The sequence below is a fragment of the Streptomyces sp. NPDC079141 genome (genome assembly GCF_040686775.1).
Lineage (GTDB): Bacteria > Actinomycetota > Actinomycetes > Streptomycetales > Streptomycetaceae > Streptomyces.
Genome location: NZ_JBFBLP010000002.1, coordinates 706,433 through 721,194, shown reverse-complemented (window position 1 = coordinate 721,194; position 14,762 = coordinate 706,433). Strand labels below are relative to the sequence as shown.

Sequence of the window (14,762 nt, the reverse complement as noted above, 5' to 3'; positions counted from 1 at the left end):
ACACAAGGGAACAAGGCTCACGAGAGCAGGAAGTCGGCCACCCCCGCCTTGGCACCCTCGATGAAGGCCGTCATCTCGTCGGTGGTGTAGATCAGCGCCGGACCGTCCGGGTCCGTCGACTGCCGGACGGCGATCCGGCCGTCCGCCAGCTTCATCGCCTCCAGGCAGTTCCCGCCGTTGCCGCCGCTCCACGGCTTGTGCCAGCCTTCGCTGCCCAGCTCCCGCGCGGGCATGCCGTTGTAGACGGGTATGCGCGGCTTGATGCGATCCATTCACAGCTCCTTGCGGAGATCCCGGAGGATCTCCTTCGTGCGATGTGCCGTAGCGGCCTGCGCCGCCATGCGGTCCATGACCTCCAGGTGGGTCGCCACCTCGGGGCGCGCGTCGAGATAGACGGCGCCGGTCAGGTACTCGCTGTAGACCATGTCCGGCAGTTCTGACATGGCAAATCGGAACAGCACGAAGGGCCCGTACGTGCCGGGGTGCGGTCCGCTCTCGAACGGGGCGACCTGCAACGTCACATGGGGCAGCTTCGTGGCTTCGAGCAGTCGGTCGATCTGGGCACGCATCACCTCCGGGCCGCCGACCTGGCGGCGCAGCACGGTCTCGTCCATGACGACCCACAGCCGGGGGGCGCCCTCACGGGTGAGCAGTTCCTGGCGTTGCATGCGCAGCGCCACATGGCGCTCGATGTCGTCGGGCTTGGTCTGGCCGATGGCGCCCGACCGCAGCACCCCGCGCGCGTAGTCCTCGGTCTGCAGCAGACCGGGCACGAAGTGGGGCTCGTAGGACCGGATGAGACTGGCGGCGCCCTCCAGGCTGACGTACATGGAGAACCAGCCCGGCAGGATGTCGTGGAAGCGCTGCCACCAGCCCGGTTTGTTGGCCTCCTCGGCGAGCTGGACGAACAGGTCGGCCTCTTCGTCGCCGACGCCGTAGGCCTTCAGCAGCAGCTGGAGGTACGGGATCTTGAGCGCGACCTCGGCCATCTCCATGCGGCGGACCGTGGCGGGGGCGACACGGAGGACACGGGCGGCCTCCTCGCGCTTGAGCCCAGCGCGTTCCCGCAGGTCCAGCAGGCGCCGGCCGAGGACGACCTGGCCGACCGTCGGCGCGGACCGCGGCTCGCTCACGCTCCCACCTCCACAAGGAATCCTGACAGCCCGGCGGCGCCATTCGAAGACCTATTCGAAGATCCGGGCAGACCTCCGGCGATCCCAATTGGCGCCGCTCAACACGCTGTTGCGAGCAGTGTGCCACGGCCACCCACCGCGTCACACAGCACTCTGCAATTTTCAGAGTGACACTTGCCAAGTGTTCACGGCGGGGCGATAGTGGCAAGCGTGATTCCGTCCGCGCCCTTAGGAACAGACGTCGCCGCAGACCTGATCGGCCTCGGTGCGGCCCCGGGAGTAGGCCCTCAGCGGGCCGCTGCCGAGCGCCGGTTCCGCTTCGAGCTGGCCGCACATCCGGGCTCCCCCGCACAGGCCAGACGCCTGACCCGGGGGCGGCTGAGCGGCTGGTCGGTCTGCGAGGACACCTGCGACTCGGCGGCCCTGGTGGTCTCCGAGCTCGTCACCAACGCGATCGTGCACACCGCGAGCAGGCACATCGTCTGCGAGCTGCACGACGGCGAGGACCTGGTGCGAATAGCCGTGCGCGACCAGGGCTGCGCACCGGGTGAGCCGCATCCGGCCGCGCAGCGCCCCGACGAGGAGCACGGGAGGGGACTGCTCCTGGTCGACGCCCTCTGTCACGCCTGGGGAGCCCATGAGCACGGCCCCGGGCTGCTGGTCTGGGCGGAGCTGCCCCGCAAGGCGGACGGCCCCCGCACGGACTCCGGCCCGCGCAACGACCTGGGCTGGGGAGCCCGCCCGAAGCCCGGCCCCACCGGTGGCTCGGGCGGCGACGACGAGGCGGAGGCGCAGGCATTCACTCCACGGGGTTCCGAGTGAGCAGCGGCCAGGTTCTGAGCCTGGACACGCTGGTCCGTGTGCAACGCGAACTGCGCACGTCGGGGGTACCGAAGGCGAGACGGCTGCCGGTGCCCGACGGCATGACGGCTCCCCTCGGCTTCGACGCCGTGGCGGTGCCCGCCCGCTTCGGTCCGCTGGTGCTGCCCCGGCTGCCCCGCGTGGGGTGCGTCTACGCCGACGACGCGCACTGGTGGTGGATCGTTCCGTCCGACTCCGACTACGCGCTGGAGTGGCCGGCGCCGGTGCGGTACGCGACGGGGGCGGTCGTCTTCGACACCCCGCGACTGATTCACAAACCGGATGACACGGTGCCGTACACGCCGCCGATTCCGCTGTATCTCGCTCTGTGCCGGTTGATGGGTACGACGCCGTCCTGGTCCCGGCACGTGAGCGCCTGAGGGAGGCTGCGGGCCGGTTGGGGGCTTGTCGCGCAGTTCCCCGCGCCCCTGGAGGGCGCTGGTGTGCGCCCCTCCCTGTCGTATGCGCCCTGCCTCGGAGCGCGCCTCGCCGCGATAGTGGCGATGGTGGGGAACAAGCATGACGCGGACAAACCCGGGGTCTCCGAATCGGAGCAGCTGCTCTTCGGTGGGCCCCTTCGGTACGACACGGGCTGGAATCAGTACGGGGACGCGTTTCTGGAACTGAACCTCCGGTCGATGGTGACCCGGCTGCCCGCCCTGCTGGCGTCCAGTTTCCGGCTGGCCTGGCAGGCCGACCGGCGGGCCGCGCGGACCGTACTGACGGCCGAGGTCGCCCGGGGCCTCGCCCAGGCGGTCGGCCTGCTCGCCGTGAACAGCGTCCTGGGCCGGCTGGTCTCCGCCGGCCCGATCGAGGACCGGCTGCGCGACGCCGTCCCGGCGCTGGTCACCATGGCCGCCGTACTGCTGGTCGGGGCGCTGCTGCGGGCGATGTCGACCTATGCCACCGGTCGCCTGGAGCCCAAGGTGGAGCGGGTGGCGACCGAGCTGTATCTGGAGCGGGCGGCGGCGGTGGAGCTGGCCGCGATCGAGGACCACGCCTTCCACAAACTGCTGGACACCGCCCAGTACGGCGCCTCCTCCGCGCGCCGCATGATCGCCCACAGCGCACGCGTCATGAACGCGCTGATCTCACTGATCGCGGCGGCCGGGGTACTGACCGTGCTGCACCCGGCCCTGCTCCCGCTCCTCGCGACGATGACCCTGCCCAGCGCATGGAGCGCCCTGACGAACGCCCGGCGCCGCTACGAGTCCTTCCACACCTGGGTGCAGCACGCCCGGGCCGGCTATCTGATCAGCGGCCTGCTCACCGAACCGGCGGCCGCGCCGGAGATCCGGGTCCACGGCGTCGGCCCGTTCCTGCTGCATCACTTCCGGGCGATGTCGGAGACGGCCGAGACGGAGCAGGCGCGGCTGGCCCGGCTCGCCGCCCGGACCGGGCTGATCGCGGCGGCCTGGACGGGCCTCGCCACGACGGCGACGTATCTGACGCTCGGCGGGCTGCTGCTGACCGGGGCGACGGCCCTGTCCGTGGCGGGCACGGCGGTGATCGCCATCCGTACCGGGTCCGCCAGCCTGAACAGCCTGGTCCTGGAGATCAACCAGCTGCACGAGGAGGCCCTGTTCGTGGGCGACCTGCAACGGCTGTACGTCGAGGCGGCCGAACGGGCGATCCCGGTCGGCGGCGAGCCGCTGCCGGAGGACCCGCGAGAGATCCGCTTCGAGAACGTCACCTTCAGCTATCCGGGCGAGTCCGCCCGCCCCGCCCTGGACGACGTCACCCTCACCCTGCCGCTCGGGCGGATCGTGGCGCTCGTCGGCGAGAACGGCTCCGGCAAGACGACCCTGGTCAAGCTGCTCGCGGGCCTGTACCGCCCGGACCGGGGCCGGATCCTGTGGGACGGCGTCGACGCGGCCGACGCCGACCGGCGTCTGCTCGCCGAGCGCATCGCGATGGTCGCGCAGGACTTCAAGCGGTGGCCGTTCACGGCGCGGGTCAATGTCGCCGTGGGCCGGTCCTCGGCGCCGCTGACCGAGGACCGCCTGGCCACCGCGATCGCCGAGGCCGGGGCCGAGGAGGTGGTGGCCGATCTGCCGCGCGGCCTGGACACGCTGCTGGCCCGCCAGTTCAACGGCGGGCACGAGCTGTCGGGCGGGCAGTGGCAGCGGCTGGGCATCGCGCGGGCCGCGTACCGGCGCGGGCGCATCCTGGTCGTGGACGAGCCGACCGCCGCGCTGGACGCGCGGGCCGAGCTGGAGGTCTTCGACAAGATCCGCGCCCTGGCCTCGGCCGGGCAGACGGTCGTCCTCATCACCCACCGGCTGGCGTCGGTCCGCCATGCCGACCTGGTGCACGTCCTGGACCAGGGCCGACTGGTGGAGTCCGGAACGCCCGACGAGCTGCTGGCCACCGGGGGGCTCTACGCGGAGCTGTACGCGCTCCAGGCGGAGCAGTTCACGATGCCGGTGCCCGCCCGGAAGGCGGGCTGACAGCCGTCAGGCGGCCGCGTCGGCGGCCAGGTCGCCGCGCACGATGACCAGGAAGGCGTCCGTCGCCAGGTCCATCACGACCTCGGCGGGCAGGCCCTCCGACCGCCGCGCCTGCGCGAACTCCTCCGCCGGCCATGAGCCGCGCGGCCCGCCGGCGGGAAAACGCTCAAGCACCTTTCGCCCGTTCACCCTGCACCTCCATGTAGCGCTGTACTCGATGAGTTAAACGCCAACGACGGGGTGAACGCCTCGCGAAGTGACGGTACTGAGACATAGTTGACACTCGTCCACCACCAGGTGTGAGCCGCGTCTCAGCTTTGCCCTGGTTTCGGTTACTTTCCGCGTCAGTCCTCGTACTCGTCGTGATAGCGCACGCGTTCACTGCCCGCAGGCGCCCCAAGAGCCGACGCGCGTCCCTTGGGCTCCTCCCACTCCTCCTGCCGGCCGAGCGCGGTCAGGTCCAGGAAGCTGGTGGTCGAGCCCAGCCCGTCGAGTCCGCGCTCGTACGTCGAGTAGGTGTGGAAGACCCGGTCGCGCTCCCGCAGGAAGCAGCTCACCCCGGGCCGCTCGACGAGCTCCCCCTCGTGCTCCAGGGTCACCTCGAAGTCACGGTTGAAGTCGCTGCCGTAGGACGAGTACCAGGGCAGCGTCCAGCCCATCCGCGCCTTGAACGGCAGGATTCTGGTGTACGGCGCCCTGGACACCACGGCGAACGACGTCCCGCGCGCGTGCAGATGCGCGAGGTGCCCGATCTGGTCCAGGAACGCCGAGCAGCTGCGGCAGCCGGCGTCCCACTCGGGGGCGAACATGAAGTGGTGGACGACGAGTTGGCTGCGTCCCTCGAAGAGGTCGAGCAGGGTGGCCTTTCCGTCGCCCCCTTCGAAGACGTACTCGGTGTCGATCTCGACCATGGGCAGCCTGCGCCGCTCGGCGTTGAGCGTGTCACGCGCGCGCGTGGCCGCCTTCTCCCTGAGCAGTAACTCCTCGCGTGCCGCACGCCACTGGCGGCGCGAGACGATCTCCGGAAGCGACATGGGCCCTCCTGTGCAACGGTCCGTTCCGGGTGGTGACCGGCCGGAGGAGCGGAACTCATCGCTCGGCCCCAAGATTTTTTCGGCGGACTATGTGCGGACTATGTGTCGTAGTCCTGGATCCGTTTGCCGTGACCGCGGTCCAGGAGGCCGGGAAGTCTCTCCCGCAACTCCTCGACGACGGACGGCACGTCGAGGGTGAGGAGCTCCCGGTCGCGCATCAGGATGCGGCCGTCGACGATCGTGGTGCGTACGTCGGAGGAGCGGGCGCTGTGCACCAGGGTGGCGGCGAGGTCGTGGACGGGCTGGGTGTGCGGGCCGCCGAGGTCGACGAGGATGATGTCCGCCCGCCGTCCGGGGGCGATGCTGCCGACGCGGTCGCCGAGCCCGACGGCCCGCGCGCTCTGGAGGGTGGCATGGTGGAGGGCCTGGCGGGAGGTCAGCCAGCGGGGGTCACCGGTGGTGGACTTCTGAACGAGGGCGGTGAGCGCCATCGACTCCCACACGTCGAGGGAGTTGTTGGAGGCGGCGCCGTCGGTGGCGAGTCCGACGGGGATGCCGAGCTCGTGCAGGGCGCGGACCGGTGTGGTGGTGGGCCAGGCGAACTTGAGGTAGCCGCGGGGCGCGGTGGCGACGGCGGTGAGGCCGTCGGCGGCTTCGAGGAGGGGCAGGTCGCGGTCGAGGATGCCGGTGCCGTGCGCGATGAGGACGTCGGTGTCGAGGATCCCGGTGCGCTGCAGGACCCCGATGGGGGTGACCCCGTGCCGGGCGAGGCTGGTCTCGGCCTGGTCGCGGTTCTCGGAGGCGTGCAGATGCACGGGCAGGCCGTGCGCGCGGGCGAGTTCGGCGGTGGCGGCGAGGTCGGCGTCGGTGACGGTGTAGGGGGCGTGCGGGGCGAGGGCGGTGGTGATACGGCCGTCGGCGCCGCCTCGGTGCCGTAGCGCGAACTCCAGGGATTTCTCCCGCCCTTGGGGGCCCTGGGAGGAGAAGAACGCCTCGCCCAGGTGGGCGCGCAGCCCGCACTCGGCGACGACGGCGGCGACCGCGTCCATCGCGAAGTAGTGGTCGGCGAAGCAGGTGACACCGCCGCGGATCATCTCGGCGCAGGCCAGCCGCGCCCCCAACTCCACATCCCGTTCCGAGAGGTTGGACTCGACGGGCCAGACGACGTCGTTGAACCACTCCTCGGTGGGCAGGTCCTCGGCGACCCCGCGCAGCGCCACCATCGGGGCGTGCGTATGGCAGTTGACCAGGCCGGGCAGGGCGACCTGGCCGCGGGCGTCGAGGCGTTCGGCGGCGGGCCGGTCCGCGGCCTCCGCGGCGGTCGTGACGGCCTCGACGACCCCGTCCCGTACGACGATCGCGGCGTCCTCCGCGAACCCGGTCCGCTCTTGATCGTCGTGCGTGAGGACGGTACATCCGGTGATGATGAGATCGGCGGTTCTCTGGACAGCAGAGGACGTCATCCCGCCAACGTACGACGCCGTACAGGCCTCGCGTGAGCCGAACCGTGCATGTCGGCGCGGCTCTGTCGTCGCGGGGCCCGGGCGAGCACTCTGGCCTCACCTCAGCGCGACGGATGGGAGCCCGGCATGATCCTCGGTACCTGGAACCTGGAGAACCTCTTCCTGCCCGGCGGCCCGTCGGGGCCCAAGGACAAGGCCGCGTACGAGACGAAACTGGCCGCCCTCGCCGCCGTGATCACGGAACTCGATCCCGTGCTGCTCGGCGTGCAGGAGGTCGGGGAGGCGGAGGCGCTGCGCGACCTGGTCGGGATGGTGGGCGGCGACTGGCACACCGCGCTCTCCGAGCACGCCGACCGCCGGGGCATCCGGGTGGGCTTCCTCAGCCGGGTGCCGCTGGAGGTACTGGCCGACACGACGGCGTTCCCGCCGAAGCTGCGCCCGGTGCAGACCGACGACACGGGCGGTGAGACGGCCGCGGCGGGCCGGGGCTTCCTGGCGGTGGAGGCGGCGACGGAGGCGGGGCCGCTGCGGGTGGCGGTCTGCCATCTGAAGTCGAAGCTGCTGACGTATCCGGGCGGCCGGTTCCAGCCGCGCGACGAGGGCGAACGGGCTCGTTTCGGCGCGTACGCGCTCTACCGGCGGGCCGCCGAGGCGGCGTCCCTGCGGGCGCTCGCGGACGAGCTGCTGGACGGGGACGGCCGGGAGCGGGACGTGGCGGTCCTCGGCGATCTGAACGACGAGGTGCAGGCGGCCACCACGCAGATCGTGCTGGGCCCTGCCGGCTCCGAGATCGGCTCGCGCGGCTTCGAGACACCCGACAAGGGCGACGCGGCCCGGCTGTGGAACGTGGCCCCGCTCATCCCGCCGGAGGAACGGTTCTCCCGTATCAATTCCGGGCGGCGCGAGCTGATAGACCACGTGCTGGTCAGTCATCGGCTGGTCCATCGCCTGACGACGGCGGGCACGGGCCTGCCGAACGGAGCCGACCTCCATCTGCCCTCGGTCGGCCCCGACCCGTCCGAGCGGCGCGGCAAGCCGGGCTCGGACCACGCGCCGGTGTGGGTGCGGGTCGGCTGATCTCCAGCGGTCTGCCTGGGCGGATCCGGTACGCGCGGCCGGGCCCGGAGGGCGGCTGACCTCCGGCCGTCTGCGCACCGGCGTGGGTGCGGGTCAGCCGGCCTCCAGCCGTCTGCGCACCGGCGTGGGTGCGGGTCAGCTGATCTCCAGGGCCGCCTGCTGGATCCGGTACGCACGGTCGAGGCGCAGGGTGTCCTCCAGGACCGTGTCCTCGACCATGCGTCCCCAGCGCAGCCGCACCCACTGCATGGCCTCGTTCTCGTACCCGCTGCCGTCCGCGAGCGTGCCGCGGACGTGCAGCCGGGTCACGACCGTGGTGTTCCAGGGCGGGCCCTGCACGGCGACGTCCCGCAGGGTCAGCCGGAGCCCGGGGAAGACCTCCTCGAACCGCCGGAACCACTCGGCGAAGGCCTCGCGGCCGCGCACATCGGCTCCCATCGGGGTGTCGCCGACGAACCTGAAGTGCACGTCGGGGGCGGCGAGTTCGACGGCCTGCCGGTAGGCGCCGTCACTGCCGCCGACGGCGCGCCAGAGGTTGCGGACCTTGCGGCGGACGATGGCGTGGTACACGCGGCACACCTCCAGGAAGTCACTTGCTCTTTGCAAGGAACTCTCCCCATCGAGGCTAGGCAGATCCCTTGCACATTGCAAGGCACTACCCTGACGGCATGAGAGGTGAGCGCTTCGCCCGCATGCACTGCTCGGTCGCGCGCGCGGCGGCCGTCGTCGCGGACCAGTGGACGGTCGTGATCCTGCGCGACCTCTTCCTCGGCCTGAGCCGCTACGAGGACCTCCGCGCCGACCTGGGCATCGCCACGAACATCCTGGCGGACCGGCTCGACCACCTCGTGGCCGAGGGGATCGTGGAGCGGGTGGCCTACCAGGAGCGCCCACCGCGCCACGAGTACCGACTGACGGACTCCGGCCGCGAGTTGTACGGCGTCACCCTCACGCTCCTGACCTGGGGCGACCGGCATCGGGCAGTGGCCGGCCCGCCGCTGGTGCTGTTCCACGAGACGTGCGGGAGCGCGGCCGAGGCGCGGGTGACGTGCTCCGAGTGCGGCACCGAGCTCCGCCCCGACGAGGTCAGACACCTGCCCGGGCCGGGCGGACGGACGGGGCCGGGGACGGCGCTGGTGCATACGGTGCTGGCCCCCGCCCCCGACTAGACCGCCAGCGACAGCCCTTCAGAAACCCGCGGCTCCCCCAGCCCCGCGCGCTCCCGCAGCACGGCCAACTCCTCCAGCAGCGCGGCGAGTTGGTCGGCATGCCGGAGTGTGAGCCGGCCCGTGTCGTCGAGGTGGACGGCGCAGGCGGTGGTGGTGTCGACGAGCCGCTCCAGAACCGCTGCCACTTCCTCCGCGCCCTCGGAGTGCCGTGCGAGCGCGGGGAGTTCGGCAGCGGCGAGGGAGACGGCGGCGCGGGCTTCGGACAGCGTGCGGTAGGCCTCGCGCCGGAGGGTCCAGCGGGCGGCACGGTCGCCGGACTCGCCGAGGACATGGGCGAGGTAGGCGTGCGCGGCACCCTCGGCCACGCCGAGCCGCGCCCGCACTCCCCCACCGCGCTGCCCCGGCATCGGCAGATGCCCGACGACGAGGACGATCGCGCAGGCCAGCAGCGTCTCCCCGATCCGGCCGGCGGAGGCCTGCGGCTCGCCCCCGACCATCACCAGGGCGAGTACGAGCACGGTGACGACGGCGGTCTGCGCGGCGAAGTGCCGGGTGGCGACGGGAATCAGCGCGCCGCTGACGGCGACGAGCACGACGAGCCCCTCCGGCCGGGGCAGAACGGCCGCGAACCCCGCGAACAGCAGCGCCCCCAGCACCGTCCCCGCGGCCCGGCACAGCACCCGGGACACCAGCGGCCCGAGGTCGGGCTTGACGAGGAAGACGACGGTGGCGGGCAGCCAGTACCAGTGCACGTGGTGCAGAGCCTGGGCGATGGCGACGGCGGCCCCGAAGCACAGGGCGACCCGCAGCCCGTACTCCCGCCCACCGGCCCCGAGGGCCACCCGGACGAGCGCGGCGACGGAGAGCCTACGGGTGTGCAGGTCCCCGCCCCCGGCCTGGTCGAAGGCCTCGGCGGCGTGCAGGAGGGCGTCGTCGAGGGCCCGCAGGGCGGGCGCGGAACGGGAGGGCGCGGGCAGCGGCCCGGTGTGCGTGTTCCCGCGTACGGCGGCCGCGAGCCGCCGGGGCCCTTCGGCCGCCTGCCCGGACCTGGCCTCCCCCGCCCAGGCGAGCGCGGTCGCGGCCTCGGCGAGCGGCAACGCGGCCGCGTACTGGGCATGCAGCCGCCGCTCGGCCGCGGACGAGGCGTACCGCCGCAGCCGGGGCCCCGCGAGCGCGTCCTGCGCATGATCGAGAGCGGCGGTCAGAGCGGCCCGCCGAGCGGTGGCGTCCGGAGTGCCCGCAGCATCGAGGAGCGCGGCTACGGCGTCGTAAACGGCGGCGACGGCATGGCGCTCCCCGTCGAACCGGTAGTCCCCGGCGATGGCCCCGGGCGTGGGCAGCACGAGCCGCAGGACGAGCAGCCAACCGGCCCCGGCGACATAGGCGAGCGCCCGCTGCCACCCCGTACCGGGCAGGGGCATCCCGGCGCCGATCGCAGTAGCGACGAGCAACTGCGTACCGGCTCCGGAGGCAACGGGCCCGACGGCGCTCACACTCCCGGCGACGAGCCCGACGAGGGTGAGAAGCAGAGTGAGGGCGACCGCCCCCGTCCACTCTCCGGCATACGTCCCGACGAACAGCCCGACCGCCCCGGCGAGCGCCGGCACCCCGAGCCGCCTGACCGCCGCCCGCCGGCTGCCGGGCCGGTCGTTGATCCCGGCGAGCATCGCGGCGATGGCGGCCACGACCCCCACAGAGGCATGACCGGCAAGAACGGCCACGAACAACAGCGGCCCCGCAGCAAGCCCGCCCCGCACCACCGCACTCCAGGGAACGGGCCCCCGCTGAGCACGCAGGGCATGGGCAAGCCAGGGCGGAAGGACGAACGCGGCGCGGGACACAGGGCTCCTGTCGAGTCGAGGCGGGGTGTGCCTTCGGGCGACGGTGGCCGGGCTGTGAGGTGTGATGTCCACGGTAGATCGCGAACTTGGAGGAGATGGAACGTCCGTATTTCAACGGTGTGACGATGAGCGGGAGACCGGCGTTCTTTATGAACGCAACCCCTCGCGGCAGCGCGTCGCTCAGTTGCTGTCGCACCCGATTCCGTCACCGTCGCGGTCGAGCCGATGCGGGTCCTCCTGGCCGACCCATACCGGACCGGACAGATCGGAGCAGTCGACGTCGGGCACACCGGCCGGGGGCCCGTCGGGCAGATCGGGACGTGCGGGCGTGTCGGGTACTGCGGGCTCGGGACTCTCGGAAGCGGCCCCGGCGCAGGCGGTCCACAGACCGGCCCCGCGCTGCTTGGCGACCTCCTCGGCACGGGAGATCTCGGGCCAGTGCTTGTCATTGGGCTGGTAGAGAACCGCCTCGGCGTGACCACTGCGGACGAGCGACTCGTTGACGAAGACGCCCTCGTCGTTCCAGACGTACAGCAGATGACGGTCGTAGCGGTCGGTCAGGTCGACATCCCGCTGAATACGTACGGTGCTGCCCGGGGGCAGCAAGGCGGTCGTACGCTCGGTCGCGGCCTCGGCGAAGCAGGCGCCGCTCTCCGGCGTGTCGATCTCCAGGAGACGGACGCGCACCACGCTGTCCTTCGGCACGATGCGGCCGTCGCCGCGTATCTCGACGGTGTCGCCGTCGATCACGCGCACGATCTCCGCGGTCGGCGGCGCCTGCGCGGACGCCGGGGCGCCGCCGAGCCCCACGAAGGCGGCGAGAAGGAGCATGACCGGGGTGGAAGGACTCATGACGCCCTCCAGAGGGTTGAGGAGAAATACCCTCCTCAACCCTCTGTCTACATTTCCCCCCATTTGTAGAGGCTCAACGGCCCAAGGACGGACCCGAACGTCCCGTCAGCCGTGTGCCCGCGCCGTGAGATACGGATCCCGACGCAGCACCTCCCAACTGCCCAGAACCGTACCCACGGCCAGCCCGCCCCCGGGAAGCAGCAGCGCCGCGGCGGCCGAGACCGGGCTGGGTAGGGCACCGGCCGGCCACCCGGCCTCGACCGGATTCACGCCCAGGGGCGATGCGCGGCCGGTTACGAGCGCCGCGCCTCCGTAGCCCCGCTGAGGATTCCCTCCACATCGGCGACGGCCGACGTCAGCGTCTCCGGATCTGTGTTCAGCCTGGCCACGACCGCGTCGATCTCCCGCAATCCCGCGCGCTCCAGCAGGCGCTTCTCGTTCGTCACCCACTCCCCCCGCGCCGCCAGCACTCCGTGCGCGGCCTGTGCCGCGGCTGTGGCGATCGCGCCTGTGACCTCTGTGAGGCGGCCTTGCGGGGCGTGGTTGGACTTGGCGTAGGCGAGGGTGGCACGAGCCGTACCGAGCCAGCGTTCGGGGGCCGAGCTGCGCAGTTTCGGCGGGTAGGCCGTGGGCTGCGGCAGGTCGCCTCGCAGCACCTGATTGATCGCCAGCTCCGCCACCACCAAGTAGCTGGGGATCCCGGCCAGATGGAACAGCAACGGCTCCACCCGGAACCGGCCCTCCTCCGCCTCCGCCAACTCCCGCCCTACGACGTCGAGATCGCGGTAGTGGACGTCGACACGTCGGCCGTCGACGGTCAGCCACGCGCCGCCGTTGAAGACCCCGCCGCCCCAGCCGCCGATCTCCGACACCTCGCCTTCCCAGCCGAGTGCACGGAGGTCGGCGGGATCGAAAGCACCCCGGTAGTAGATCGCCAAGTCCCAGTCGCTGTCCGGTCGTTCGGTGCCCTGTGCGCGGGAGCCGCCGAGTGCCACCGCACACACGGCGGGGAGGGCGGCGAGGCGGTCGGCGGTCGCGTCGAGGAATGCGGCGTCGGAAATCGTGGCCATGGCCGCAGCGTAGGCAACCCTGCGCCATACCTCCACGCGATTACGCCCGCCCCCGGCGCCCCGCCGGGAGCGCCCGGCAGGGAGAAATTCGGATGCGGTGGTGGCCCCGGGCCTCGAAGATCAGTGGGTTGTCCGCCGTTCGCTGCCCGCCACCCGTCACTCCGCCGCCCACCCCCTCAAGGAGCCGCCGTGATACGCCGCGTCACCAGCCCCGCCCTCTTCCCACCCCCCACCTACTCCCACGCCTCCGTCGTCGAGGCCGGGACCAGGCTCGCCTTTCTCGCCGGGTCGGTGCCGCTGGATGCGCAGGGGAACCTCGTGGGGGAAGGAGACCCCGTACGGCAGGCCAAGCAGGTCGTTGCCAATCTTGAGGAGCAACTGCGGGCGGTCGGCAGCGACTTGGGGCACGTGGTGGCGACCGAGGTGTATGTCGTGAGCGGTGAGACCTCGGTGCTGTCCGCTGTGTGGGAGGTCGTCGAGGCGTCGGGGCTCAGCAGTGGGCCGCATTCGTCGACGCTCCTCGGGGTGGCCTGCCTCGGGTACACGGGGCAGTTGGTGGAGATCACCGCCACGGCTGTTGTTCCGAACGACCTGGCGGAGGGCGCGCGGTCATGAACGCCATCGCACTCCGCCGAGCCACGGCGAGCGACGCCGGCGCTGCGGCCGACGTCTGGCTCCGTTCCTTCAATGCCGCGCTGCCCACGGTCGTCCGGCCGCGCACCGACGACGAGGTGCGGACGTACTTCCGGGAGGTGGTGGTACTGCTGCGGGAGACCTGGGTGGCCGAGACCGCCGACCGTGTGGTCGGGCTGATGGTGCTCGACGGCGGCCATCTCTCCCAGCTCTACCTCGACCCCGACTGGCGCGGCCGGGGCCTCGGGGACCGCTTCGTCGAGCTCGCCAAGCAGCGCAGTCCGGAAGGGCTCGACCTGTGGACCTTCCAGGTCAACAAGCCCGCCCACCGCTTCTACGAGCGCCACGGCTTCGTCGCCGTGGAGCACACGGACGGCAGCGGGAACGAGGAGCAGGAGCCGGACGTCCGGTACGTCTGGCGGCCGGGGCACCCGTAAGACGCCCCCAGGCGACCGTCACCCCTACGGCGCCCCCCAACTCCGCCGCTTGGGCACCGGCTTCGCATAGCTCCCGACCCGGCTCGTCGTCAGCCCCAGCGCCACCAGGGACTCGGCGAGCCTGACGGCCGCTCCCACCCCGTCGACCACCGGAACCCCCAGCTTGTCCCCCACCGCCCGCTGGAGTCCCGTCATGCCGGCGCAGCCGAGCACCAGCACCTCGGCCCCGGCTGCCCGGACCCGCTCGGCCGCGGTCAGGAAGGCCGCCTCCGTACGAGCGCCGTCTCCGAGGTCGAGCACGCTCAGGCCCGTGCCGACCACGGCGACGCAGTTGCGCCCGACTCCGGCGAGCTCCAGGCTGTCCTCGATCTGCCCGCAGGACCGTTCCAGCGTGGTGACGACCCCGTACCGCCGGCCCAGCAGACAGGCCAGGTGTGCCGCGGCCTCCGTGATGTCGACGACCGGTACGTCCACCAGCTCCCGTACGCCCTCCCGCCCGTGCTCGCCGAAACCGGCCATGACGACCGCGTCGTAGGAGGGACCCTCGTAGGTCCGCAGCGCGTCCATCACCGCCGCCGCCGACAGGTGGCTGTCCAGCCAGCCCTCCGCCGACTCGGGGCCCCACGCGGGGGTCAGCCCGGTCACGGTGGTGCCCGGGCCTGCGGCGGCCCGGGCACCTCGCACGATCTCCTCGGTCATCTCCTGCGTGGTGTTGCAGTTGGTGACGACGATGCGCACGTCC

At 72.0% G+C, this 14,762-nt stretch carries 17 protein-coding genes; 7 read left to right on the top strand and 10 right to left on the bottom strand.

The genetic code is table 11. The features are described from left to right. Window positions 1–17 precede the first annotated feature (17 nt). Together AB0Q90_RS08370 and AB0Q90_RS08365 are read right to left on the bottom strand one after the other, a co-directional pair. A complete protein-coding gene (locus AB0Q90_RS08370; protein ID WP_015661207.1) occupies window positions 18–272 on the bottom strand; it encodes a DUF397 domain-containing protein in 255 nt (84 codons plus the stop codon). Next, window positions 273–1,133 carry a helix-turn-helix transcriptional regulator gene (locus tag AB0Q90_RS08365; protein WP_363158230.1) on the bottom strand — a complete coding sequence of 287 codons (861 nt, stop codon included), beginning with the start codon at window positions 1,131–1,133 and terminating at the stop codon, window positions 273–275. 201 nt (window positions 1,134–1,334) lie between these two features. Between AB0Q90_RS08365 and AB0Q90_RS08360 the strand changes: the two genes are divergently transcribed. The 3 genes from AB0Q90_RS08360 (at window position 1,335) to AB0Q90_RS08350 (ending at window position 4,444) form a co-directional block, all read left to right on the top strand. Then, window positions 1,335–1,955 carry an ATP-binding protein gene (locus tag AB0Q90_RS08360; RefSeq protein WP_363158229.1) on the top strand — a complete coding sequence of 207 codons (621 nt, stop codon included), beginning with the start codon at window positions 1,335–1,337 and terminating at the stop codon, window positions 1,953–1,955. Beyond that, complete coding sequence (locus AB0Q90_RS08355) at window positions 1,952–2,374, top strand: hypothetical protein (RefSeq protein ID WP_363158228.1); 423 nt, start codon at window positions 1,952–1,954, stop codon at window positions 2,372–2,374. The genes AB0Q90_RS08360 and AB0Q90_RS08355 overlap by 4 nt, the downstream gene beginning before the upstream one ends. Window positions 2,375–2,497: 123 nt before the next feature. Next, on the top strand, window positions 2,498–4,444 hold the full coding sequence (locus AB0Q90_RS08350; protein ID WP_363158227.1) for an ABC transporter ATP-binding protein: 1,947 nt from the start codon (window positions 2,498–2,500) through the stop codon (window positions 4,442–4,444). Window positions 4,445–4,450: 6 nt separating this feature from the next. On the opposite strand, the gene AB0Q90_RS08345 is transcribed toward AB0Q90_RS08350, so the two are convergent. The 3 genes from AB0Q90_RS08345 to AB0Q90_RS08335 all read right to left on the bottom strand — a co-directional run bounded on the left by AB0Q90_RS08345 (window position 4,451) and on the right by AB0Q90_RS08335 (window position 6,941). Continuing rightward, window positions 4,451–4,633 carry a hypothetical protein gene (locus AB0Q90_RS08345; RefSeq protein WP_363158226.1) on the bottom strand — a complete coding sequence of 61 codons (183 nt, stop codon included), beginning with the start codon at window positions 4,631–4,633 and terminating at the stop codon, window positions 4,451–4,453. Window positions 4,634–4,788: 155 nt separating this feature from the next. Next, complete coding sequence (locus AB0Q90_RS08340; protein WP_363158225.1) at window positions 4,789–5,478, bottom strand: DUF899 domain-containing protein; 690 nt, start codon at window positions 5,476–5,478, stop codon at window positions 4,789–4,791. 98 nt (window positions 5,479–5,576) lie between these two features. Continuing rightward, a complete protein-coding gene (locus AB0Q90_RS08335) occupies window positions 5,577–6,941 on the bottom strand; it encodes an amidohydrolase (RefSeq protein WP_363158224.1) in 1,365 nt (454 codons plus the stop codon). 126 nt (window positions 6,942–7,067) lie between these two features. Between AB0Q90_RS08335 and AB0Q90_RS08330 the strand changes: the two genes are divergently transcribed. Further along, entirely contained in the window at window positions 7,068–8,018 is a 951-nt protein-coding gene (locus AB0Q90_RS08330) for an endonuclease/exonuclease/phosphatase family protein (protein ID WP_363158223.1), read from the top strand. 135 nt (window positions 8,019–8,153) lie between these two features. Here the strand turns inward: AB0Q90_RS08330 and AB0Q90_RS08325 are convergent, their stop codons facing one another. Further along, the gene (locus AB0Q90_RS08325; protein WP_363158222.1) at window positions 8,154–8,624 is read right to left on the bottom strand and encodes a nuclear transport factor 2 family protein; all 471 of its coding nucleotides are present in this window, start codon (window positions 8,622–8,624) and stop codon (window positions 8,154–8,156) included. Window positions 8,625–8,686: 62 nt separating this feature from the next. On the opposite strand from AB0Q90_RS08325, the gene AB0Q90_RS08320 reads away from it, so the two are divergent. Continuing rightward, window positions 8,687–9,187: a helix-turn-helix domain-containing protein gene (locus tag AB0Q90_RS08320; RefSeq protein WP_363158221.1), complete on the top strand. Its 501-nt coding sequence runs from the start codon at window positions 8,687–8,689 to the stop codon at window positions 9,185–9,187. Here AB0Q90_RS08320 and AB0Q90_RS08315 read toward each other — a convergent pair. The 3 genes from AB0Q90_RS08315 to AB0Q90_RS08305 all read right to left on the bottom strand — a co-directional run bounded on the left by AB0Q90_RS08315 (window position 9,184) and on the right by AB0Q90_RS08305 (window position 12,950). Next, the gene (locus AB0Q90_RS08315) at window positions 9,184–11,028 is read right to left on the bottom strand and encodes an FUSC family protein (RefSeq protein ID WP_363158220.1); all 1,845 of its coding nucleotides are present in this window, start codon (window positions 11,026–11,028) and stop codon (window positions 9,184–9,186) included. The two genes, AB0Q90_RS08320 and AB0Q90_RS08315, sit on opposite strands and share 4 nt — an antisense overlap. Window positions 11,029–11,208: 180 nt before the next feature. Then, entirely contained in the window at window positions 11,209–11,880 is a 672-nt protein-coding gene (locus AB0Q90_RS08310; protein WP_363158219.1) for a thermonuclease family protein, read from the bottom strand. Between the two features lie 293 nt (window positions 11,881–12,173). Then, entirely contained in the window at window positions 12,174–12,950 is a 777-nt protein-coding gene (locus tag AB0Q90_RS08305) for a nucleotidyltransferase domain-containing protein (RefSeq protein ID WP_363158218.1), read from the bottom strand. Between the two features lie 189 nt (window positions 12,951–13,139). On the opposite strand from AB0Q90_RS08305, the gene AB0Q90_RS08300 reads away from it, so the two are divergent. Both AB0Q90_RS08300 and AB0Q90_RS08295 read left to right on the top strand, forming a co-directional pair. After that, entirely contained in the window at window positions 13,140–13,565 is a 426-nt protein-coding gene (locus tag AB0Q90_RS08300; protein ID WP_363158217.1) for a RidA family protein, read from the top strand. Next, window positions 13,562–14,020 carry a GNAT family N-acetyltransferase gene (locus AB0Q90_RS08295; protein ID WP_363158216.1) on the top strand — a complete coding sequence of 153 codons (459 nt, stop codon included), beginning with the start codon at window positions 13,562–13,564 and terminating at the stop codon, window positions 14,018–14,020. Before AB0Q90_RS08300 ends, AB0Q90_RS08295 begins: the two co-directional genes overlap by 4 nt. Window positions 14,021–14,044: 24 nt before the next feature. Here the strand turns inward: AB0Q90_RS08295 and AB0Q90_RS08290 are convergent, their stop codons facing one another. After that, on the bottom strand, window positions 14,045–14,758 hold the full coding sequence (locus AB0Q90_RS08290; protein ID WP_363158215.1) for an aspartate/glutamate racemase family protein: 714 nt from the start codon (window positions 14,756–14,758) through the stop codon (window positions 14,045–14,047). Between the last annotated feature and the right edge of the window lie 4 nt (window positions 14,759–14,762).

Bases quoted from the DNA above. Each gene is read 5' to 3' on its own strand.
- AB0Q90_RS08370 (WP_015661207.1), bottom strand. From the start codon at position 272: ATGGATCGCATCAAGCCGCGCATACCCGTCTACAACGGCATGCCCGCG.
- AB0Q90_RS08350 (WP_363158227.1), top strand. From the start codon at position 2,498: ATGGTGGGGAACAAGCATGACGCGGACAAACCCGGGGTCTCCGAATCG.
- AB0Q90_RS08335 (WP_363158224.1), bottom strand. From the start codon at position 6,941: ATGACGTCCTCTGCTGTCCAGAGAACCGCCGATCTCATCATCACCGGA.
- AB0Q90_RS08340 (WP_363158225.1), bottom strand. From the start codon at position 5,478: ATGTCGCTTCCGGAGATCGTCTCGCGCCGCCAGTGGCGTGCGGCACGC.
- AB0Q90_RS08305 (WP_363158218.1), bottom strand. From the start codon at position 12,950: ATGGCCACGATTTCCGACGCCGCATTCCTCGACGCGACCGCCGACCGC.
- AB0Q90_RS08320 (WP_363158221.1), top strand. From the start codon at position 8,687: ATGAGAGGTGAGCGCTTCGCCCGCATGCACTGCTCGGTCGCGCGCGCG.
- AB0Q90_RS08310 (WP_363158219.1), bottom strand. From the start codon at position 11,880: ATGAGTCCTTCCACCCCGGTCATGCTCCTTCTCGCCGCCTTCGTGGGG.
- AB0Q90_RS08330 (WP_363158223.1), top strand. From the start codon at position 7,068: ATGATCCTCGGTACCTGGAACCTGGAGAACCTCTTCCTGCCCGGCGGC.
- AB0Q90_RS08295 (WP_363158216.1), top strand. From the start codon at position 13,562: ATGAACGCCATCGCACTCCGCCGAGCCACGGCGAGCGACGCCGGCGCT.